This window comes from Frigoribacterium sp. 9N, assembly GCF_902506305.1.
Classification (GTDB): domain Bacteria; phylum Actinomycetota; class Actinomycetes; order Actinomycetales; family Microbacteriaceae; genus Frigoribacterium.
In genome coordinates, this window is sequence record NZ_LR733392.1 from 191,354 (window position 1) to 211,761 (window position 20,408).

General features: G+C 71.6%; 21 protein-coding genes. 7 read left to right on the plus strand and 14 right to left on the minus strand.

The features are described from left to right. Positions 1-23 precede the first annotated feature (23 nt). Genes ARTHRO9V_RS03990 through otnK form a run of 3 tightly spaced genes read right to left on the minus strand, consistent with a single transcriptional unit; the run spans position 24 to position 2,778 of the window. The gene (locus tag ARTHRO9V_RS03990) at positions 24-821 is read right to left on the minus strand and encodes a DeoR/GlpR family DNA-binding transcription regulator (protein ID WP_056047159.1); all 798 of its coding nucleotides are present in this window, start codon (positions 819-821) and stop codon (positions 24-26) included. A 20-nt stretch (positions 822-841) separates the two neighbouring features. Then, complete coding sequence (locus tag ARTHRO9V_RS03995; protein ID WP_159825724.1) at positions 842-1,519, minus strand: class II aldolase/adducin family protein; 678 nt, start codon at positions 1,517-1,519, stop codon at positions 842-844. Next, positions 1,516-2,778 (minus strand): 3-oxo-tetronate kinase, encoded by a 1,263-nt coding sequence (gene otnK / locus ARTHRO9V_RS04000; RefSeq protein ID WP_159825726.1) that lies wholly within the window; start codon positions 2,776-2,778, stop codon positions 1,516-1,518. Before otnK ends, ARTHRO9V_RS03995 begins: the two co-directional genes overlap by 4 nt. A gap of 167 nt (positions 2,779-2,945) precedes the next feature. Here otnK and ARTHRO9V_RS04005 point away from each other — a divergent pair, with 167 nt between their 5' ends. The 5 genes from ARTHRO9V_RS04005 (at position 2,946) to ARTHRO9V_RS04020 (ending at position 6,970) form a co-directional block, all read left to right on the plus strand. Further along, positions 2,946-4,307 (plus strand): homoserine dehydrogenase, encoded by a 1,362-nt coding sequence (locus ARTHRO9V_RS04005; protein WP_201298913.1) that lies wholly within the window; start codon positions 2,946-2,948, stop codon positions 4,305-4,307. 292 nt (positions 4,308-4,599) lie between these two features. Then, on the plus strand, positions 4,600-5,067 hold the full coding sequence (locus ARTHRO9V_RS15720) for a hypothetical protein (RefSeq protein ID WP_236556906.1): 468 nt from the start codon (positions 4,600-4,602) through the stop codon (positions 5,065-5,067). Positions 5,068-5,070: 3 nt separating this feature from the next. After that, positions 5,071-5,571: a helix-turn-helix transcriptional regulator gene (locus tag ARTHRO9V_RS15725; protein ID WP_236556907.1), complete on the plus strand. Its 501-nt coding sequence runs from the start codon at positions 5,071-5,073 to the stop codon at positions 5,569-5,571. A 55-nt stretch (positions 5,572-5,626) separates the two neighbouring features. Further along, on the plus strand, positions 5,627-6,112 hold the full coding sequence (locus tag ARTHRO9V_RS04015) for a tetratricopeptide repeat protein (RefSeq protein ID WP_159825728.1): 486 nt from the start codon (positions 5,627-5,629) through the stop codon (positions 6,110-6,112). Between the two features lie 102 nt (positions 6,113-6,214). Further along, positions 6,215-6,970 carry a GntR family transcriptional regulator gene (locus ARTHRO9V_RS04020; RefSeq protein WP_123571055.1) on the plus strand — a complete coding sequence of 252 codons (756 nt, stop codon included), beginning with the start codon at positions 6,215-6,217 and terminating at the stop codon, positions 6,968-6,970. Between the two features lie 62 nt (positions 6,971-7,032). Here ARTHRO9V_RS04020 and ARTHRO9V_RS04025 read toward each other — a convergent pair whose 3' ends face one another. From ARTHRO9V_RS04025 to ARTHRO9V_RS04070, 10 genes are all read right to left on the minus strand, one after another. Next, on the minus strand, positions 7,033-7,452 hold the full coding sequence (locus ARTHRO9V_RS04025) for a tautomerase family protein (protein WP_159825730.1): 420 nt from the start codon (positions 7,450-7,452) through the stop codon (positions 7,033-7,035). Between the two features lie 73 nt (positions 7,453-7,525). Further along, positions 7,526-8,404 carry a sugar phosphate isomerase/epimerase family protein gene (locus tag ARTHRO9V_RS04030; RefSeq protein ID WP_159828428.1) on the minus strand — a complete coding sequence of 293 codons (879 nt, stop codon included), beginning with the start codon at positions 8,402-8,404 and terminating at the stop codon, positions 7,526-7,528. A gap of 6 nt (positions 8,405-8,410) precedes the next feature. Further along, a complete protein-coding gene (locus tag ARTHRO9V_RS04035; RefSeq protein WP_255477488.1) occupies positions 8,411-9,463 on the minus strand; it encodes a Gfo/Idh/MocA family protein in 1,053 nt (350 codons plus the stop codon). A 40-nt stretch (positions 9,464-9,503) separates the two neighbouring features. Continuing rightward, on the minus strand, positions 9,504-10,460 hold the full coding sequence (locus ARTHRO9V_RS04040) for a sugar phosphate isomerase/epimerase (protein ID WP_159825732.1): 957 nt from the start codon (positions 10,458-10,460) through the stop codon (positions 9,504-9,506). Positions 10,461-10,504: 44 nt separating this feature from the next. Continuing rightward, positions 10,505-12,403, minus strand: coding sequence for a 3D-(3,5/4)-trihydroxycyclohexane-1,2-dione acylhydrolase (decyclizing) (gene iolD, locus ARTHRO9V_RS04045; RefSeq protein WP_159825734.1), 1,899 nt, complete (start codon positions 12,401-12,403; stop codon positions 10,505-10,507). Further along, positions 12,400-13,326: a 5-deoxy-glucuronate isomerase gene (gene iolB / locus ARTHRO9V_RS04050; RefSeq protein ID WP_159825736.1), complete on the minus strand. Its 927-nt coding sequence runs from the start codon at positions 13,324-13,326 to the stop codon at positions 12,400-12,402. Before iolB ends, iolD begins: the two co-directional genes overlap by 4 nt. 74 nt (positions 13,327-13,400) lie before the next feature. Continuing rightward, entirely contained in the window at positions 13,401-14,933 is a 1,533-nt protein-coding gene (locus ARTHRO9V_RS04055; RefSeq protein WP_159825738.1) for a CoA-acylating methylmalonate-semialdehyde dehydrogenase, read from the minus strand. Beyond that, positions 14,930-15,853 carry a deoxyribose-phosphate aldolase gene (locus tag ARTHRO9V_RS04060; protein ID WP_123571059.1) on the minus strand — a complete coding sequence of 308 codons (924 nt, stop codon included), beginning with the start codon at positions 15,851-15,853 and terminating at the stop codon, positions 14,930-14,932. Before ARTHRO9V_RS04060 ends, ARTHRO9V_RS04055 begins: the two co-directional genes overlap by 4 nt. Further along, on the minus strand, positions 15,846-16,820 hold the full coding sequence (gene iolC, locus ARTHRO9V_RS04065; RefSeq protein ID WP_123571060.1) for a 5-dehydro-2-deoxygluconokinase: 975 nt from the start codon (positions 16,818-16,820) through the stop codon (positions 15,846-15,848). The genes ARTHRO9V_RS04060 and iolC overlap by 8 nt, the downstream gene beginning before the upstream one ends. A gap of 40 nt (positions 16,821-16,860) precedes the next feature. Continuing rightward, positions 16,861-18,309, minus strand: a complete 1,449-nt coding sequence (locus ARTHRO9V_RS04070) for a sugar porter family MFS transporter (protein ID WP_082460110.1) — start codon at positions 18,307-18,309, stop codon at positions 16,861-16,863. 169 nt (positions 18,310-18,478) lie between these two features. On the opposite strand from ARTHRO9V_RS04070, the gene ARTHRO9V_RS04075 reads away from it, so the two are divergent. Then, positions 18,479-19,126: a hypothetical protein gene (locus ARTHRO9V_RS04075; protein ID WP_159825740.1), complete on the plus strand. Its 648-nt coding sequence runs from the start codon at positions 18,479-18,481 to the stop codon at positions 19,124-19,126. A 52-nt stretch (positions 19,127-19,178) separates the two neighbouring features. Here ARTHRO9V_RS04075 and ARTHRO9V_RS04080 read toward each other — a convergent pair whose 3' ends face one another. Further along, on the minus strand, positions 19,179-19,703 hold the full coding sequence (locus tag ARTHRO9V_RS04080) for a hypothetical protein (protein WP_159825742.1): 525 nt from the start codon (positions 19,701-19,703) through the stop codon (positions 19,179-19,181). Positions 19,704-19,958: 255 nt separating this feature from the next. On the opposite strand from ARTHRO9V_RS04080, the gene ARTHRO9V_RS04085 reads away from it, so the two are divergent. After that, positions 19,959-20,357 (plus strand): phage holin family protein, encoded by a 399-nt coding sequence (locus tag ARTHRO9V_RS04085; protein WP_159825744.1) that lies wholly within the window; start codon positions 19,959-19,961, stop codon positions 20,355-20,357. Positions 20,358-20,408: the final 51 nt, after the last annotated feature.

Sequence of the window (20,408 nt, forward strand, 5' to 3'; positions counted from 1 at the left end):
TCCTGCGTCCCTGGGAACTCGCGTCAGGCGGGCTCGCCCGGGGCGGCGACCACGAGGTCCAGACCGGCGTCGACCAGGGCCGCCGTCGCCTCGTCACCCAGGCGGTCGTCGGTCACGATCGTGTCGAGTTCGGCGAGGCGGAGGGCCCGGTACTTGCCGAAGCGCCCGTACTTCGAGCTGTCCGCGACGAGCACCGAGCGTTCGGCCACCTCGAGCGCGGCCCGCTTGACCTCGACCTTGGCCTCGACCGGCGTGGTGACGCCGTGCGTGAGGTCCCACGAACTCGACGAGATGAAGGCGAGGTCGAGCGACAGCTCGGTGAGCGTCAACCGGGTCAGCCGCCCCAGCGTCGACTGGTTCGCGCTGTCGACCCGGCCCCCGACGACGATGAGGTCGACGTCGGGGTGGTCGAAGAACGACCGGACGGTCGCGAGGTCGTTGGTGACGACCGTCAGGCCGGTGAGGTCGTCGAGGTGCTCGCGCATGGCCTGCACGGTCGTGCCGGCGTCGAGGTAGACGGTCATGTGGTCGCGCACGAGCGCCGCGGCCTCGCGGGCGATGGACCGTTTCTGGGCGACGTCGACGTCCTGCTTGACGTCCCGGCTCGCCTCGACCAGCAGTCGCGGGGTGAGCTTGGCCCCGCCGGGCGTGGCCGTGACGCGCCCCTCGTCCTCGAGGGTCGCGACGTCGCGTCGGACCGTCATCTGGCTGACGCCGAGGAGGTCGGTCAGCTGCCGGTAGCTCAGGACACGCTCGCGCTGCAGGTGCTCGACGATGCTCTCGCGCCGCTGCTCGGGGATGAGGGGGGCTGTGGGGGACACGTCGGCCTTTCTCGCGTCGGTCAGCCTAGTGCGGTGGGACCCGTCCACGGCATGCCCGACGCCGCGGTGATGGCGGCCACCTGGTCGGCGGGGATGAGGCGGCGGTCGGCGCCCTGGGTCAGCAGGGCGATCCGGCAGGCCTCCTCGACCTCGACGGCACCGAGGACGGCCCGGTCGACGTCCTCGCCGCTCACGACGCTGCCGTGGTTCGACAGCAGTGCGGCGCGGAACGGCAGCGGACTGTCGGTGACCAACGACCCCATGGTCGGGTCGCCGGGGGCGACGAAGGGCAGCAGCGGGACCTGGCCGACCCGCATGAGCGAGTACGGCGTCAGCGGGGGCACGGCGCAGTGCTCGGACCAGGGCTCGAGGCAGGACAGGGCGACCGCGGACGGGGAGTGGACGTGCACGACGGCCCGGTGCCCGGGGTTCTTGAGGTAGAGCGCCAGGTGCAGGGCGACCTCCTTCGACGGCTTGGGGCCGGCGAGCACCGTGCCGTCGAGGGCGAGCACCGAGAGGTCGTCGACCGTGAGCGACCCGAGCATGGTGCCCGTGCCGGTCATCAGCAGCTGCTCACCGTCGCGGACGCTGACGTTGCCCGAGCTGCCGGGGCTCAGACCGGCGGCGACGAGGGCGCGGCCGGCGTCGACGAGTCGTTCGGCCGCGGTCTTCGCGGACTTCGTGGTCGTGGCGGTCACGAGAGGGCCTCCCAGGCGGTCGAGAACAGGTCGGCGGCACCGAAGTTGCCGCTCTTCAGGACGAGGGCGACCGGTCGGCCGCCGCTCGTCGTCGCGGCGCTCCAGCAGACGCCGGGGCCGAGCGGTGGTCCGATGACCAGGGCGGGTGCCCCGAGCGCCGTGACGACGGCGCCGCTGGTCTCGCCGCCGGCGACGACGACCCGCCCCACGGTGCCGTCGGCGACGAGGTCGTGCACCAGGGTCGACAGGACCGCCTCGACCAGGGCCGCCGCGTCGGGGGTGGCGTCGGACGTGGCGCGGTCGGTGGCCGCCACGACGTCGGACGGGTTGCCGACCGAGTAGACGACGGGGACCGCGTCGGCGTCGAGGCCGCGCACCCACGCGGTCAACTCGGCGATCTCGACCGCGGGGTCGGTCGTGGCGGCCTCGAGGTCGACCTTGCGCGTGGGGTGCGTGGCCGCCGCGTGGGCGATCTGGCCACGGGTGGCGGCGGACGCCGAACCGCAGACCACGAGGCGGCGCCCCGTCACGTGCGAGAACTCGGCGGGCAGGACGGGGGCGGGGGCGTCGTCGGCACCGACGCCGAGGGCGAGGCCCGCGCCGCCGCTGAGGAGGCGGTGGTGTGCCGTCGCGCGGCCGATGGTCACGAGGTCGTCGTCGTCAACCGCGTCGACGACGAGATAGCCGGCCGGCGCGTCGTCGACCGTCGAACGGAGGGCGTCGGCCCCGGCGCGGACGTCCTGTAGGGGGACCTCGGTGACGGTGGCCCGGGTCTGCGGCGCGAGCAGGTCGCGCAGCCTCGAGCGCGTCATGGGCGTCAACGGGTGGTGACGCATCGGCGAGTCCTCGAGCAGGTCGTCGCCGACGAACAGGCGACCCTCTCGGACGGTCCGGCCGTTGGCGGGGAACGCGGGGACGACGATCACGCGCTCGACCCCGAGCCGGTCGCGGAAGGCGTCGAGGACGGGCCCGATGTTGCCCTCGTCGGTCGAGTCGAAGGTCGAGCAGTACTTCAGGGCGAACCGCTCGGCACCCGCCTCGACCAGCCAGGACAGGGCGGCGGTGGACCGCGCGACGGCCTCGTCGACCGGGGCCGTGCGGGACTTCAGGGCCACCACGACCGCGTCGACGCCGGCGTACGTCGCCGGCTCGACGGCGGCGGGGTCGACGATGACGACCGTCTCGAGGCCGCGGCGGCGGAAGCCCGAGGCGAGATCGGTGGCTCCGGTGAAGTCGTCGGCGACGGCACCTATCAACATGCGGGACCTCTCGGTGGCGGGCGGGCTCACGACGCCTCGGTCTCGGCGGGTGGGCGAGGACAGTCTATGTGACTATTTGGTGCGATGTTTGACAATTTGATAAGTCTCGCTACAGTTGCCATGCTCGCCCGGGCCGCTCCTGGCCTCTTGAACGAACGGGAACAACGGTGATCCTCCACTCGACGACGTCTCGCGCGACTCCGGTCCGCGTCCTCCTCACCGGCGCGAACGGTGGCTACGGCCGCACGCTGCTCGACCAGCTGCGCCGCCTGCCCGACCTGACGGCCACGCAGCTCGTCGACCCCGACGTCGACGGGGTGACGGCCATGCTCCACGAGCTCGGGGTACCCGCCTCGTCCGTCGCGACGCCGTCGACGGCGGCGGCGACCGCCGAGGCGGTCTCGGCCGGCTCGATCGCCGTGATCGCCGACGCCTCGGCCGTCGACTGGGACGGTGTCGACGTCCTCGTCGAGGCCACCGGTCGCATCGAGGCCGGGCACGGCTACGCGGACACCGCGCTCGACCGCGGGGTGCACGTCGTCATGGTCAGCAAGGAGGTCGAGTCCGTCGCCGGCGTGGCGCTGAGCGCCAAGGCCCGTGCGGCCGGTCTGCGGTACCTGCCCGGCGACGGCGACCAGCCCGCGAACCTGTTGCGTCTCGTGGCGTGGGTGCTCGAGTGCGGCTTCGACGTCGTGGCCCTCGGCAAGTCGGGCGAGTACGACCTCGCGTTCGACCCGGCCACGGGTGTCGTCGACCAGGCCGGCACGACCGTGCACGCCCCCTCCCTGGCATCGCTGCTCGACCTGGGCGACGACCCCCTGGCGACGGTCGAGGCGCGTGCCGCGGCGGTCGCCGGCCTCAAGCGGGCGGCGGCCGCCGACTCCTGCGAGATGAACGTCGTCTCGCTCTACACCGGCGCCCGCGCCGACGTGGAGGCCCTGCACTACCCCGTCGCCCGCCCGGACGAGCTCGCCGACCTCTACACGGCACGCGAGGACGGCGGTCTGCTCGGCCGTACCGGCGTCGTCGACGTCTTCTCGATGCTCCGCCTGCCGGGTGAGGCCAGCTTCGCCGGCGGCGTGTTCGTGATCGTGCGCACCGGCGACCCCGTCACCTGGGAGACGCTGCGCGGCAAGGGGCACGTCGTCAGCCGCGACGGCCGTCACGCCTGCATCTACTGGCCGTACCACTTCATGGGCGTCGAGACCCCGCTGAGCATCGTCGCCGCCGTCGACGGGACGTCACGCCTGCCCGAGCCCCGGCAGCACACGGTCCTCGCGGCCCGTGCCCGCGAGGCCCTGTCGGCCGGCACCGCCTTCCGCGTCGAGGGCCACCACCACGAGATCGCCGGTGTCGCCCCCGTCATCGTCGACCCCGACGACGACGGCATCGCGCCCTACTACCTGCTCGGCGGCGCGCGGCTCGTGGCCGACGTGGCCCCCGGCGACCTGGTGCGACTGGACGACCTCGCCGACGTGCCCGAGGCGGCGCTGGCGGCCTACCGGGCCGGGCTCGCGCTGGGTCGCTGACCCGCGCCTCCTCGACCTTTCCCCCTTCCCCCTCCCGACCCGGCTCGGTCGCTGCCTACCGTGGAGGTCCGCCGTTGCTCACCACTCGGCGATGAACGGTGGCCCTTCCCCCCGACGGGTAGGGCCACCGTTCATCGCCGAGTGGTGAGCAACGGCGGACCTCCACGGTAGGCAGCGACCGAGCCGGGCCACCATCCACCGGACGCGGGGTCTCGGCCGATTCGCGCGAGGGGCTGTTCTGCCCGCCCCCGAGGGTCGGTAGGGTCGAAAGATGCTCGCGGAGGGTCCAGAAGTGTTCGCCGGACACCGCGTCGCCACGTGTCACGGCGTCGACGAGGCACGACGCGTCCTCGGCGAGGCCTTCCTCCCCGTCGAGTTCCCGACGGCGAGCGCGTCCGGCCACCTCGGGCTCGAACTGAACGCCGTGAGCACGGGCCGGTTGACGCTCGGCTACATGAGGTTCGACCGGACCGTCCGCCTCCGGACGGCCGAGCCGGACAACTACCACGTCGACATCCCCACCGCGGGTCGGGCCGTCCTGCGCCCAGCCGGCGGGCGGCGGGTCGACGCGACACCCCGGTCCGGAGGCGTCTTCATGCCCGGCCGACCGGTCGACCTCGACTGCGGCGACGGCTTCGCGCAGATCGCCCTGATGATCCCCCGCGCCGAACTGCAGCGCGAGCTCGAGGACCTGCTCGAGTCGACGTCCGTCGCCCGGCTCGAATTCGACGCGGAGCTCGACCTGGCGACGGGCGGATAGGTCGTGCTGCAGGCGGTACGAGTCGTCGACGAGGCGTCCCGGCGGGAGGACGGCGTCCTCCAGCACCCGCTCGCCGTCCGCAACCTCGAACGATCGCTCGTCCACGCCCTGCTCCTCTCGCAGGGCCACAACCACTCCGAGGCGTTGCGGGCTCCCGTGCCGCAGTCGGGCGGCCGGGCGGTCGCCCGCGCGATCGAGCTGCTGCGCGCCGATCCGGCTCACGACTGGACCGTGGCCGACCTGGCGGCGGCGACCGCCACGAGCGTCCGCAGCCTGCAGGAAGGCTTCCGCCGGGCCCTCGACACGACCCCGACGGCCTACCTCCGACGGCTGCGGCTCGAACGTGTGCGCACCGACCTGGTCGCCGCGGGACCCGGGGACTCGAGCGTCACCGACGTCTCGGCCCGCTGGGGGTTCACGCACCACGGCCGCTTCGCCGCGGCCTACGCGGAACGGTTCGGCGAGCGCCCCTCCGACACGCTCCGCGCCTCGTCCGGTCGCTGAGCGGGGACGAGGAGGCGCGGGTCGCCTCGATCGGGGAGCCCGCTACCGTGGGCGCATGAGCACCGAGGCCTGGGAAGACCGCGTCGCCGCCCTCTGGGCCGACGAGACCGTCGACGACGAGCAGCGCATCGAGCGCATGGCGGCCCTCGCCGCCGACGCTCCGCACCCTGCGCTGGGCGAGTTCGAACTCGGGGGTGCGCACGACTCCGGGGGCCGCGAGGCCGAGGCCCACGGGCACTACGCGGCGGCGACCGAGGCCGGTCTCGACGCCGTCGACCCGACCCGGGCTGCGCAGATGGTCGTGCAGCACGCCTCGACGCTGCGCAACCTCGGCCGGGTCGACGAGGCCATCGCCATGCTGCGCGACGCTCCCGAGCACCCCGCCACCGGAGCCGCGCCGAGGGTCTTCCTCGCGCTCGCCCTGCACAGCGCCGGCCGCTCCGACGAGGCCCTGCGGGTCGCGATCGAGGCCGTCGAGCCGACCCTCCCCCGCTACCACCGCTCGGTCCGCGCCTACGCGGCCGGGCTCACCGGGGACTGACCCGTCCACGGACCGGCCGAGGCATCGACCCGGCGCCGAGATGGCCACCGGCCCGTGCCGCCCGTAAGGTTGTCACGACATACGTTCGGCTGAGGGGACCACATGACCGACGCGCAGCTTCCGGCCGACCTCTTCGCCGACCTCGACCGCAGCAGCCCCATCCCGTTGTGGTTCCAGATGTCCACGCGGCTCGAGGCGGCGATCCTCGGGGGCCAGCTGCCGGCGGGCGCTCGACTCGAGAACGAGGTCGGACTCGGCGAACGTCTCGGCCTGTCGAGGCCCACCGTCCGGCGAGCCATCCAGGAGCTGGTCGACAAGGGGCTCGTCGTCCGGAGGCGCGGGATCGGCACCCAGGTCGTCCACGGACCCGTGACCCGCAACGTCGAGCTGACCAGCCTGTTCGAAGACCTGACCGACAGCGGCAAGGCCCCGACGACACGTCTGCTCGCCCATCAGGTCGTCGCGGCCGACGAGAAGACCGCCCTGGCTCTCGGCATAGAGGTCGGCGACCGCGTCAGCCACGTGCGGCGCCTCCGCCTGGCGGACGGTGTCCCCGTCGCGGTGCTCGAGAACTACCTGCCCCTCGACCTCGCTCCGTTCTCGGACGCCGACCTCGCCGCCCAGGGCCTGTACCAACTGCTCCGGGCCCTCGGCGTCACGATCCGGGTGGCGAAGCAGCGGATCGGGGCCCGGGCCGCCCACGCCGACGAGGCCCAGCTGCTCGAGATCGAGCCGCGCGGGGCCGTGCTGACCATGACCCGCACGGCCTACGACGCGTCGGGTCGGGCCGTCGAGGTCGGGCACCACTGCTACCGGCCCGACCTCTACTCGTTCTCGATCACCCTCGTCGACAAGTAGCCGCCGGGCACCGCGCACCCGACGGCGGGCGTCGTCGGTTGCGCGGTCCGGGACCCTGCCGCTCAGCCGGCCTGTCCCGCCGCCGAGGGCACCGTCAGTTCACCGGTCACGTACTGGGCCACCCCGAAGCCGAACGACCAGTCCTGCGGACCGTTCTCGACGTAGCCGATGAAGACGTCCTCGCCGGCCACGCCCACGGCCTCAAGGCCCGAGGCGATGCGGGCGTACAGGGACTGTTTCGCGTCGTCGGTGCGTCCCCGCTGGGTGAAGATCTGGATCATCACGACTCCGCCGGAGCGTTCGAAGCCGAGCCCGGCGTCCTGGGCGATGATGCGACCGGCCGGCAGTTCGTTGATCACCTGGAAGCGGTCGCGAGGCGGGATGCCGTAGACGTCGACGATCGCGTCGTGGACGGCGTCGGCGATCGCCGTGATCTGATCGGGGCTGCGACCGGGCAGGAGGTCGATGCGGACGAGGGGCATGGGCTCTTCTTTCGTCGGGTGTGGTCGGGGATGGTGAGGTGCCGCAGGGGCCGCAGGGGCCGGGCTCGGCGGCTCAGGCGCGCGCCGCGGCGTCGATGCGCGCCAGGATCTGCTCTCGTTGGTAGCGACTGACGCCGTCGACGGCTTCGTCCTCGGCGAAGACGCTCGAGACGGCGATCGTGTCGTCGCGATCGAAGAAGCCCAGCCCGTGCAGGCCGCCGAAGAAGCCGTCCCAGTCGACGTCACCGTCCCCGATCTTCAGGTGCTGGTGGACGCGGGCCGCGTTGCCGGGCGGATTGCTGATGTACCTCAGCCCGTGCGAGCGGCGGTGGTCGAACGTGTCGGCGATGTGGACGAGGCCGAGTGACTGCCCCGCGGCGGCCATGATCCCGGCCATGTCGCCGCCGTAGTGGAAGGTGTGGCACGCGACGTAGGCGAGACCGACCTGCTTCGTGTTGAGGCCGCGGATGACCCGGAGGGCCTCGAGTCCGTCCTCGACGAAATCGTCCGGGTGCGGGTCGATGAACACGCGGATGCCCTCGCGTTCGAGGACGGGCAGCAACTCTTCCATCGACCAGTAGAACTGTCGCTCGGATTCTTCGGACAGCTCGGGGCGACCACTGAACTCGGTGTTGATCACCGCGACGCCGAGGCGGGCGGTGATCTCGATCACGCGCTTCCAGTGCTTGACGGCGGCCCGACGGGACTCCTCGTCGGGACCGGACCACCGCAGGACGGGCAGGACGGACGCGATCTCGACCCGCGCCTCCTTGCAGGCCGCCGCGAAGGCGTCGACGAGGTCGTCGTCGGCCTTCGGGTGCCGGAAGAACGGGATGAAGTCGCGGTGCGGGGTCAGCTGCAGATGGTCGTACCCCAGTTCGGCGACCTTGGCGGGCAGTTCGAGCAACGAGTGGCTGTGGTGCAGCGGGGTGGGGTCGAGGGCGATCTTCACCATCGGTCACTCCCCCGACGAGACGACGCCGGGCAGGTCGTAGAACGACGGCTTGGGCATCGCGTAGTCGACCTCGACGCGCCGACCGGTCTTCTGGGCCTCGACGCCGGCGGTGGCGACGACGCTCGCCAGGTAGCCGTCCCAGGCGCTCGGACCGTCGATGGTGCCGCGGTGCGCGGCGTCGACCCAGCGCTGCACCTGCGTGTCGTAGGCGGCGCCGAAACGCTCCTTGAACGTCGGCGGCACGGCCACGGCCGAGCGGGCGGCCGTGGTGAGCTGGAGCCCGGTCTCGCGCCCGATGGAGGCGACGCCGCTCTCGAAGACGGCGTCCGTGGTGACCTGGTAGCCGAACTGGATGTTGACGTTGATCTCGACGATCGCCATCGTGCCCGACTCGGTCTCGAGGATCACGAACTGCGGCTCTCGGAGCCCCTCGGGCGCGAGCGAGTTGCGGCGGGGCTTCTTGACCTCGACCGCGACGATCGGCTCACCGGCGATGAAGGGGACGGCGTCGATCTCGTGGATGACGGAGTCGAGGATGAGCATCTCTTCTGAGTAGCTCGGCGGGGTCGTGGCGTTGCGGTGGGCGCAGTGCAGCGCGAGCAGGGCACCGTGCTCGCCGGACGCGACGAGGGCCCGGAGGTCTCGGTACCCCTGGTCGAAGCGACGCATGAAGCCGACCTGGATGTGCGGCCGGTCGAGCTTCTGCTCGGCTTCGAGCACGCGGAGCGAGGCGGCCTCGTCCGTGGTGAGGGGCTTCTCGCAGAGGATCGCCAGCCCGCGGTCGAGTGCGGGCAGGAGGACGGCTTCGTGGAGGAAGCCCGGGGTGGCGATGATGACGGCGTCGATCTCGGTGGCGGCGAGCGCCTCGTCGAAGTCGGCCGCGGTGATCGCGCCGGGGGCGGTCGCCGCCGCGGCATCGGCACGAGCGGTGTCGGGGTCGACGACGGCGACGACGGTGGCCCCGCTGATGGTGGACGTGATGCGGGCGACGTGGTCGGCGCCCATCATGCCGGCACCGACGACGGCGACGCGGAGGTCGGGGGTTGTGGTGGTCACGGGTGTTCTCCTTCGGGGCGGGGGTGTCAGCGGCGGGACGTCAGACGAGACGGGAGCGAGGCGAGCAGCTCATGATGTGCTCACGCGTGCGGGTCGCGATCCCGAGGGGCAGGTCGATCGATTCGACCGGGAACATGTCCTGCTCGACGATGGCGAAGATCTCGGGGTCGATGCGGCTGACCGCGTCGAGCACCGGGGCCAGCTCGGGCACGCCTCGGGGCGGCTCGACCATGACCCCCTGCGCGACCGCGTCCCCGAAGGGCACGTCGTTCTTGAGCACGGTGAACCGCAGGTCGGAGTCGACCTGCTTGAGGTGCAGGTAACCGATGCGGTCGGGGTACTCCTCGACGAGGCGCACGGAGTCACCGCCGTAGTAGGCGAAGTGCCCGGTGTCGAGGCACAGGTTCGTGTAGCGCACGTCGGTCTCGGCCAGGAACCGCTCGGTCTCTCGGTACGTGCCGACGTGGCTGTCCGCGTGGGTGTGGAACTGCTGCTTGACGCCGAATTCTTCGAGGAGCGCCTTGCCGAGCTTGTCGTGGCCGGCGCCGAGCGCCGCCCACTGGTCGTCGGTGAGGGTGCGGGCCTCGAGTACCTCGCTCGTGGCGTCGCTGCGCCAGAGGTCGGGGATGACGACGAGGTGCTCGGCACCGAGCTCCGAGGCGAGGCCGGCGACGGCGAGCGCTTGGTCCCACGCGCGTCGCCACTGATCGTCGCCCTTGTGGAACCCGGTGAAGACCGTCCCGGCGGAGAGCTTGAGGTCGCGCCGACCGAGCTCGTCCTCGAGCTGGTGGGGGTCGGTCGGCAGGTACCCGTAGGGGCCCAGTTCGATCCAGTGGTAGCCCGCCTGCTGGACCTCGTCGAGGAACCGCGGCCAAGGGATCTGACTGGGGTGCTCGGGGAACCAGACGCCCCACGAGTCGGGTGCGGTCCCGATGCGGAGCCCGCGCCCGCCCGGACCGGTGGGCGTGGCGTCGGGGTCGGTGACGGTGTCGGTCATGGCGGCGGTGCCTTTCGAGAGGGTGCGGGTGAGGTGTGGCGGTGTCAGCCGAGCAGCGGGCGCTGCGCGGCCCGCTGCTCGCGGTAGTCGGCCAGGGCGGCCTCGGTGCTGTCGAGGGTCGAGACCTGCGCGACCGGCACGTCCCACCAGCCCTCGCCGTCCGGGGCGTACACGAGCGGATCGCTGTTCACGTGGATGAGCGTGCTCGTCGACGACGCCTTGGCCGCGGTGAGGGCTGCGGAGAGGTCGGCGACCGCGTTCGGCGTCGGTTCCACCTCGACGACGTCGAGCCCGTAGCTGCGAGCGTTCATGGCGAGGTCGACCGGCAGCACCTCGGTGCCCTGGAAGTCGAGGGAGTCGGGATCGAGCTTGCGGTAGAGCGTGCCGAAGCGTTCGGCCCCGACGGTCTCGGAGAGGTGGCCGATCGAGGCGTAGCCGTGGTTCTGGACGAGCACCACGATGATCTTGATGCCCTCGGCGACCGCGGTGACCAGTTCGGTGTGCAGCATGAGGTACGAGCCGTCACCGACCATGACGATGACGTCGCGGTCGGGTGCACCCCTCTTGACTCCGAGACCACCGGCGATCTCGTAGCCCATGCACGAGAACGCGTACTCGACGTGGTACCCGAGCGGGTCGCGCACCCGCCACAGCTTGTGCAGGTCGCCGGGCAACGACCCGGCCGCCTGGACCACGACGTCGGTGGGGTCGCTGGCCGCCTGGACGGCGCCGATGATCTCGGGCTGGCCGGGCAGGGCCAGCCCGGACGGCTGGAAGGCCTCGTCGACGAGGACGTCCCACCTCGCCTTCTCGGTGGCCACGCGAGCGGAGTGCTCGTCGGGTACCCGGTGCCCGGCGAGCGCCTCGGCGAGGGCGTCGAGCGTCTCGCGGGCGTCGGCGACGACGGGTAGCTGCGAGCCGTGCTTGTAGGCGTCGAACGACGTGACGTTGACGTTGACGAACCGCACGTCGGAGTCCTGGAAGGCCGTCCGGGAGGCGGTGGTGAAGTCGCTGTACCGGGTGCCGATGCCGATGACGAGGTCCGCCTCGGCGGCGATGCGGTTCGCGGCCGTCGTGCCGGTGGCACCGATGCCCCCGAGGTACTGCGGGTGGTCCCAGGCGAGGGACCCCCCGCCGGCCTGCGTCGTGCCGACGGGGATGCCGGTCGCCCGGGCGAAGGCGTCGAGCTGTTGCTCGGCGCCCGAGTAGAGGACTCCGCCGCCGGCCACGACGACGGGGCGCTTCGCGGCCTTGATGGCGGCGACGGCGCGTTCGAGCGGTCCCCGCTCGGGGACGGGGCGCCTGACGTGCCACTCGCGGGGTTGCAGGAACTCGTCGGGCACGTTCAGCCATTCGGCCTGGACGTCCTCGGGCAGGGCGATCGTGACGGCGCCGGTCTCGGCCGGGTCGGTCAGCACGCGCATCGCGGCGAGCGCGATCGAGAAGAGCTGCTCGGGCCGGTCGACGCGGTCGAAGAACCGCGACAGCGGCCGGAACGCGTCGGTCACCTGCAGGGACGTGTCGTGGGGCAGCTCGATCTGCTGCAGCACCGGGTCGCTGACCCGGGTGGCGAAGGTGTCGCTCGGCAACAGCAGGGCCGGCAGCCGGTTCGTCGTCGCGAGCGCGGCCGCGGTGAGCATGTTGGCGGCACCGGGACCGACGGAGGCGGTGCTGGCGTAGGTCGCGCGCCTCCGGTGCATGCGGGCGTAGCCCACGGCCTGGTGGACCATCGCCTGTTCGTTGCGGGCCTGCAGGTACGGCATGAGCCCCGGGCGGTCCACGTGGTACTGCTTGAGCGCCTGGCCGACCCCGGCCACGTTGCCGTGGCCGAAGATGCCGAACATGCCCGGGATCGTGCGCTCTCGCACGTCGCCGTCGACGGTCCACTGGTTGGCGAGGAACTCGACGAGTGCCTGGCCGACGGTGAGTCTCTTCGTCGTCATGGACGCGGTCCTTTCGAGGCAGCGGTGGGGAGGTAGGGCAGCCGGGGGTCGGGGGCCTGGGACTCCCAGCCGGCACGGACCCACCCGTGGGCGGGGTCGTCGGTGATCAGCCAGGCGCGCTCGGGGTCGGGCCCCGCCATGACGTTGAGGTAGTAGAGGTCGTAGCCCGGGGCGGCGACGGCGGGGCCGTGGTACCCGTGCGGGACGAGGGCGACGTCGCCCGTGCGGACCAGCTCGTTCACGTCGATCGGCCCCGCAGGTGAGCCGTACGTGGCGAACATGCCGAACGGGTCGGCCTGCTCGGGGGCATCGAGGCCGCGACCGACGGCGGATTCGAAGTAGTAGATCTCTTCGAGGCGGGACTCGGTGCCGGGAACGGCCTCGTCGTGCTTGTGCGGCGGGTAGGACGACCAGTTCTCGGCGGGGGTCACGACCTCGCAGACGATGAGCTTCTGAGCGTGCAGCCCGTCCGGGGTGCCGAAGTTGTGCACCTGACGGGTCGCCCGGCCGGCACCGCGGATCTCGACGGGGATGTCGTCGCGACGGAGCACCTGCACGTCGAGCACCTGGTCGGCCGGTGCCTCGGCGACCGCGACCCGACCGTGCCCGGTGACCACCGCCTCCGTCCGAACGCCCAGGTAGGCGACGTCGGCCGGCCCGTCGAAGACGGACGCCCGCCCGGCGAGCTCGACGGTGCCCGACCCACCTCGGTCGTCACTCCACTCGATCACGACGTCACCGGCCAACGGCACCACCATGCGCTCGACCCCGCCGGCGGCGAGGGTCGACGAGACGCCGTCTCGGAGCTCGCCGATGCGCAGGCCGGTGTGCTGCCAGCCGGCGAGGTCGCCGTCGACGACGGTCTGCCAGCCGTCGCGGGTCAGGTCGCCGCGGGGGAAGAACCAGCGGGGTTCGTCGTTCATGTCGTCCACCTCATCATCGAGCGGAGCGGCCCGGGGGCCGCGGGGTACTGCCTGGGGACAGATCGGGTGTGCCGTCAGTTCTGGGGGAAGCCCAGGTCGACGCCGCCGTGGCTGGGGTCGAGCCACCGGGACGTGATGGCCTTCTCGCGGGTGAAGAACTCGAAGCCCTGCAGGCCGTAGGCCTTGTCCGAACCGAAGATGCTGTCCTTGAAGCCGCCGAACGAGTAGTAGGCGACGGGCACCGGGATGGGCACGTTGATGCCGATCATCCCGACCTCGATCTCGGCCTGGAAACGCCGCGCCGCGCCTCCATCGTTGGTGAAGATCGCCGTTCCGTTGCCGTAGGCACCGGCGTTGATGAGGGCGACGCCCTCGTCGTAGGACGCGACGCGCACGATCGACAGCACCGGCCCGAAGATCTCTTCGGTGTAGACGCGGCTCGTGAGCGGCACCTTGTCGATCAGGGTGGGCCCGAGCCAGAAGCCGTCGGCCTCGCCGTCGACCTCGATGCCCCGACCGTCGACGACGACGTCGGCTCCGTCGTCGAGGGCGATGTCGATGTAGCTCGCGACCTTGTCACGGTGCTGTTCGGTGACGAGGGGACCCATGTCGCAGCTGCGGCGACCGTCTCCGACGGTGAGGCCGGCCATGCGCGAGGTGATCTTCTCGATCAGCTCGTCGGCCACGGGTTCGACCGCGACCACCACGCTGATGGCCATGCAGCGCTCACCGGCCGAGCCGAACCCGGCGTTGATCGCACTGTCGGCGACGAGGTCGAGGTCGGCGTCGGGCAGGACGAGCATGTGGTTCTTGGCTCCGCCGAGGGCCTGGACGCGCTTGCCGTGCTTGGCGGCGGTCTCGTAGATGTACTGGGCGATGGGCGTCGACCCGACGAACGAGATGCTCTTGACGTCGGGGTGTTCGAGCAGACCGTCGACGGCCTCCTTGTCGCCGTGGAGGACGTTGAAGACGCCCTCGGGCAGGCCGGCCTCGGCGAAGAGGCGGGCGAGGAACATGGCGCTCGACGGGTCTTTCTCGGACGGCTTCAGGACGACGGTGTTGCCGACGGCGATGGCGATCGGGAAGAACCACATCGGCACCATGGCCGGGAAGTTGAAGGGGCTGATGATGCCGACCACGCCGAGCGGCGCCTTGGTCGAGTAGACGTCGACCCCGGTGGACACCTGCTGCGAGAACTCGCCCTTGATCAGGTGGGGGAACCCGGTCGCCAGCTCGACGACCTCGAGGCCGCGGGTGATCTCGCCGAGGGCGTCGCTCAACACCTTGCCGTGCTCGCTCGTGAGGATCTCGGCGAGCTCGCCCTTGCGCTCGTTGAGCAGCTCACGGAAACGGAACATGATCTGCTGGCGCTTCGTGATCGAGAGGTCGCGCCAGGCGGGGAACGCGCGGTGGGCCGAGGCGACGGCGGCCTCGATCTCGGAGGCGTCGGCGAGCGAGACGTCCTTCGTCGCGACGCCGAGGGCCGGGTCGTAGACGGGCGCGGTGCGGCCGCTCGTGCCGGGCACCTCGACGTTGTCGATCCAGTGCGCGACCAGGGGGCGATCGGTGGCGGTGGTGCCGGTGTGCGTGCTGGTGGTGCTGGTCATCGTTCTGCCGATCCGTTCGTGGTCGAGGGTGGGTGGACGAGCCCGGCCGCGTGGTCCACGGCTGCGGCGACGTCGTCGTCGCTCGGGTAGAGCAGGGTGCGCCCGACGACGAGCCCACGGACGCCCGGGAGCGCGAGGGCCGCGGCCCAGCGGGCGTAAGTGTCGGCCGGGTCGACGGCGGGGTCACCGCCCAGCAGCAGGGTGGGCAGGGTCGTCGCCGCCATGACGCGTTCCATGTCGTCGACGACGGGCAGCTTGAGCCAGCTGTAGGCGGAGGATTCGCCCAGGCCCGACGCGATGGCGACCGACTTGATGACGGCGTCGGCCGTCAGGTCGTTCGTCACCCGTCCGTCGACCCACGAACTCATGAAGGGCTCGAGCATGATCGGGAGGCGCAGCCTGGCCGACTCGGTCACCGCGCGTGCGGTCGCGGCCAGCGTGGAGGCCGTGCCGGGGTCGTCGAGGGCGACGCGCACGAGCAGCTTGGCGAAGTCGAACCGGGAGTCGGCGATCGACGCGGCCGAGTACGCGGTGAACCGGTCGTCCAGCTCGAACGTGGCGCCCTGGAGACCACCGCGGTTCATGCTGCCGACGACGACCTTGCCGTCGAGCGCGCCGAGCAGGGCGAGGTCCTCGAGGATGTCGGGCGTCCCGAGCACCCCGTCGACGCCGGGTCGGCCGAGGGCGACGACCAGGCGACGGAGGAGGTCGTACCGGTCGGCCATGGCGCTCGAGTCGCCTCGGACGCCGAGGGCACCCCGGGCGGGGTGATCCGCCGCGACGATGAAGAGGCGTCCGTCCGCACCCAGCGGTGCGGGTCGCGTCCGGGCGGCGAGGATCTCGGCCACCCGGTGCGGCTCGGCGGCCCGGAGGGTTCGGAGGCGCTCGAAGTCGAGGACCGGGGCGGTGCGATCAGACATGGTGCGCCTCCTGGAGGACGGCCTCGACCTCGGCGGTGGTGGGCATGGCGGTGGAGCACTCGAACCGGGTGGCGACGATGCCGCCGGCCGCGTTCGCGAAACGCAGGGTGCGATCGAGCGACCACCCCTCGATCAGGCCGTGGCAGAGGGCGCCCCCGAACCCGTCGCCCGACCCCAGGCCGTTGATGACCTGGACGAGGTGCGCCGGCACCTCGATCCGCTCGTCACGCGTCTTGGCGAGGACGCCCTTGGGGCCCTGCTTGACGACGGCGAGTTCGACGCCCCGGTCGAGGAGGGCGTCGGCCGCCCGCTCGGGCTCGGTCTCGCCGACGGCGATCTCGCACTCTTCGCGGTTGCCGACGGCGACGGTGACGTGCTCGAGAGCGCGGCCGACCTCTCGGGTGGCGACCTCCGGGCTCTTCCAGAACATGGGGCGGTAGTCCAGGTCGAGGATGGTCAGGGGCCGACGACCCCTGGCCTGCCAGGCCACGTGATGCGCCTGTCTGCTCGGTTCTTCGCTGAGGCCGGTGACCGTGGCCCAGAAGACCGTGGCCTTCTCGACGGCGGCGAGGTCGAGCGAGCCCGCGGTGATCATGAGGTCGGGTGCCTTCGGCTGCCGGTAGAAGTACAGCGGGAAGTCGTCGGGCGGGAAGATCTCGCAGAACGTGACGGGGGTGTTGAGCCCGTCGACGGTCGAGACGAGCCGGGTCGAGACGCCGAGCCGCTCGAGCTCTCGGACGATGTAGCGACCGAAGGGATCGTCGCCGGTGCGGGTGACCACCGCGGACCGCCGGCCGTGACGGGCGGCCGCGATGGCGACGTTGGTCGCGCTGCCACCGACGGATTTGCTGAAGGTCTCGACCTCTTCGAGCGGGACGCCGGACTGCTGCGGGTAGATGTCGACGCCCACGCGGCCCATGGTGAGGACGTCGTACGGAGCGGTGTCGTTGTCGGTGTGGTCGGTCATGACGTGGTCGTCCTCTCGAGAGCGTGGCGTGCGGTCGCGGTCACTTCTTGCCGTTCTTCACGACGTAGATGGCACCGGTGCTGAAGTCCTCTTCGAGCTGCTCGAGCGACCGCCCGTTCGTCTCGGGCACCTTCTTCACGGCGAAGAGGAACGACCCGGCGTTGAGCACGGCGAAGATGAAGAACGTCGTCGAGATGCCGATGCCGGCGACGAGGATCGGGAACAGCAGGCTGACGGCGAAGTTGGTCAACCAGAGGATGAGCACCGTGAGCCCCATCCCGACGCCGCGCAGCTTGAGGGGGAAGATCTCGCTGAGCATCAGCCAGACGAGAGGGCCGATGGTGCCCTGCATGGTCCCGACGAAGCCGATGACGAAGATCAGGACGACGATCGCGCGGCCGAGCCCCTCGGGGATCAGCAGCGACGACAGGCCGATCAGCAGGTGGAAGATCGTGACGCCGGCGAAGCCGGCCATGAGCATGGTGCGCCGTCCGACCTTGTTGATGATGCGGAGGGCGACGAGCATCGCGACGACGGCGATGACGCCTGCCCCGACGTTGGCGATCAGGGCCCCGCTCTGCGAGAAACCGGACTGCTGCAGCACCTGGGTGCCGTAGTACATGATCGAGTTGATGCCGGTCAGCTGCTGAGCGACGGCCAGGCCGATGCCGATGAACAGGATCTTGCGGAGCCAGGGCTCGGCGATGAGGTCGGCGAGGCGGGCGCTCTTGGCCTCTTTCTCCTCGTCGGCCAGGAGGCGCACCTCGGCCATCTCGGCCACCGCGCGGTCGTCGGCACGGATCTGCTTGAGCACGGCGAGCGCGTCGTCGTCGCGGCCCTTGGCGATGAGCCAGCGAGGGCTCTCGGGGACACGGAACATGCCGATGAAGAGGGCGATGGCGGGCAGCACCGCGACGGAGAGCATGTAGCGCCACACGTTGTCGTGCTCGCCCCAGACGCTGCCGATGACGGCGTTGATGGTGAAGGCGGCGAGCTGCCCCGAGACGATCATGAGCTCGTTGCGACTGACGAGTCCGCCGCGTTGCTCGGTGGGGGCGAGTTCGGCGAGGAACACCGGAACGGTGACCGAGGCCCCGCCGACCGCGATGCCGAGAAAGAACCGCGCCCCGGTGAGGAACTCCCACGTGGGGGCGAGCACGCAGGCGAGCGCGGCGAAGAAGAACAGGATGGCCAGGGTGTTGATGGTCGGCTTCCGCCCGAAGGCGTCCGAGATGCGCCCGATGAAGAACGCCCCGACCGCGGCCCCGATGAGGATGGCCGAGACCATGATGCCCTCGCTGGCCGGCGTGAGCCCGAGGCTCTCCTCCATCGAGTCGAGCGCGCCGTTGATCACGCCCGTGTCGTACCCGAAGAGCAGGCCACCGAAGGTGGCGATGACCGCGACGGTGCCGAGACGCTTGGTGTGCGGGCCCGAGACCAGGGCGGGAAGAGCTACTCGGGGCGAACTGCCCGATGTGTCGGTGACCACGATTCCTCCATTGGTTGTGGTTACAGCTTCCCGCGTCGGTGCGGGTCGTCGCCCTGCAACGGCGACAGGACGAGGCTAGCCATGTCCGTATGTCCTGTCAATCGGTCATGCGTGGACCACCCCCTCGAGTGGGACGGGAGAGGGACTCGCGCGTCCCTAGACTCGGAGCATGCCTTTCGACGAGTGGTACGACGACGAGACACGAGAGGCCGCGACGGCCCGCGTGCTGCAGCGGCGGATGACGAACCCCACCGACCGCAACGTCCTCACCGTCGTCGCGGAGGAGTTCAACGTCCCGCGGCAGACCCTCAGCGACTGGGTCGACGAGGCCTCGCCCGAGTCCGCCAAGCCGAAGCGCAAGCCCCGCCCGAAGTTCTCGCAGGTCGTCAAGACCACCAAGGAGGCGCGGGTCGAGTCCCCCGAGGACGACGAAGCGATCGACGCTCCGCAGCCCGCCGCACCTCCGGAGCCCGCGAGCGAGCCCGAGTCCGACGCACAGACAGAGTCCGTGCCGCAGGCCGAGGTCGTTCCGCAGACCGAGGTCGCGTCCGACCCGGAGGCCGACCCGCAGCCGGAGCGGGAGCGGGAGCCGGAGCCCGAGCAGGACCCCTGGGCGGCGTCCGATCCTGCCCCCGAGCCCGAGCCGACGCTCGAGAGCCAACCCGGCCTTCAGCCCGAGCCGGCATCCGTGCCCGCACCCACACCCGCACCCGCCGCACCCGCCGACAGCCGCCTCACCGCCCTCGAGGCCGAGGTCGCGGCTCTCCGCGCCGGCAACCGCGCACTCGTCGAGGCCCTCCGCATCCTGGTCGACTGACGACGCCGGTCGGCGCCTGGCCGACCCGGGCGACGGCCACGGGGCCGTCCGGTCACCGTCGTCGTGGTGACGGCCTCGACGTCGTGAACCGGGCCTGGCGCCGGTCGGCCGCACGCGCCTCCCGGGGGAGGCGGTAGCCGTCGCGGTAGACGCCGACGACGTCGAGGGCGACGCCCACGAGGGAGCGGACGGCGGTGCGCCGCTCGCGCGAGCCGTACCAGTTTCGGTGGAGACGCCACAGCTCGACGATCCCCCGCACGAGCAGTCCCCCGCCGAAGAAGACGGCGGCGATCCAGGCGATGCCTGTCGAGCCGAACGCGACGACCGCACCGATGCAGACGACCAGCGTCACCACCAGGGTGATCATGAGCGTGCGCGGGCTCGGCAGCTGTCGGCCGTGCTCGCCGGTCCAGTAGGACGACAGCAGGTAGAGGGCGTCCTCGCGGGAGCGTCCGCCGTGACGCAGCCGGTCGACGGCGGCGTCGGTGCGCGCGAACCGGTCGGGCCCGTCGGCCTGGCGCACCGCGGCGCTGGTCGACGCGACGATGCGGATGACGGGAGGTTCGCGTCGAGCCACCAGGCCATCTTGCCGCACGCCGGACGCACGCCGCCCGCCGCCCGACGCCGTCCGCCGGACGGGCCCGCTCTGTCCCCCGCCTGGCCGCTTCGCGAGTGCCTGCCGACCCGAGTCTGCAAGCTCGCTGGAGGTCGATGACGGGTGGGCTGCCGCTCGCGTCCGAATGGTGTGTCACCGAGACACAGCGCGTCCGCACCGCGGCACCGCGATCCCCGGCCACCGACGAGTGGCCGCGCCGAGAGAAGGACGACCACCATGAGCGCAGACGACGACAAGCAGGCCGACTCGGGCTTCGCCGGCAGGTTCCGCGACCAGCTCGGCAGCCGGGCGATCGAGCCCATCATCAAGGCCGTGCGCGCCGAACTGAGGTCAGCCCGCGACGAGGTCGCCGGTCGGGCTCGGGACGCGCGATCGGGCGTCGTGTTTCTCGCCGTCGGGGCCGTCCTGGCGATCGTGACCGTGATACTCCTGGCCGGCACCGCCGTCGCCCTGCTGGCCCTCGCCCTGCCCCTCTGGGCCGCCGCGCTCATCACGTTCGCGGCCTTCGCCGTCGTCACCGCGGTGCTCGTCGCCGTCGGCCTGAAGGGCGTCAAGCGAGGCATCCCGCCGGTCCCGGTCGACACGGTGAAGAACCTCACCTCGTCGACCGACTAGCCGCCGACCCCTCCGAACCGGGCCCCGACCCAACCCGGCCCGACCCGGCCC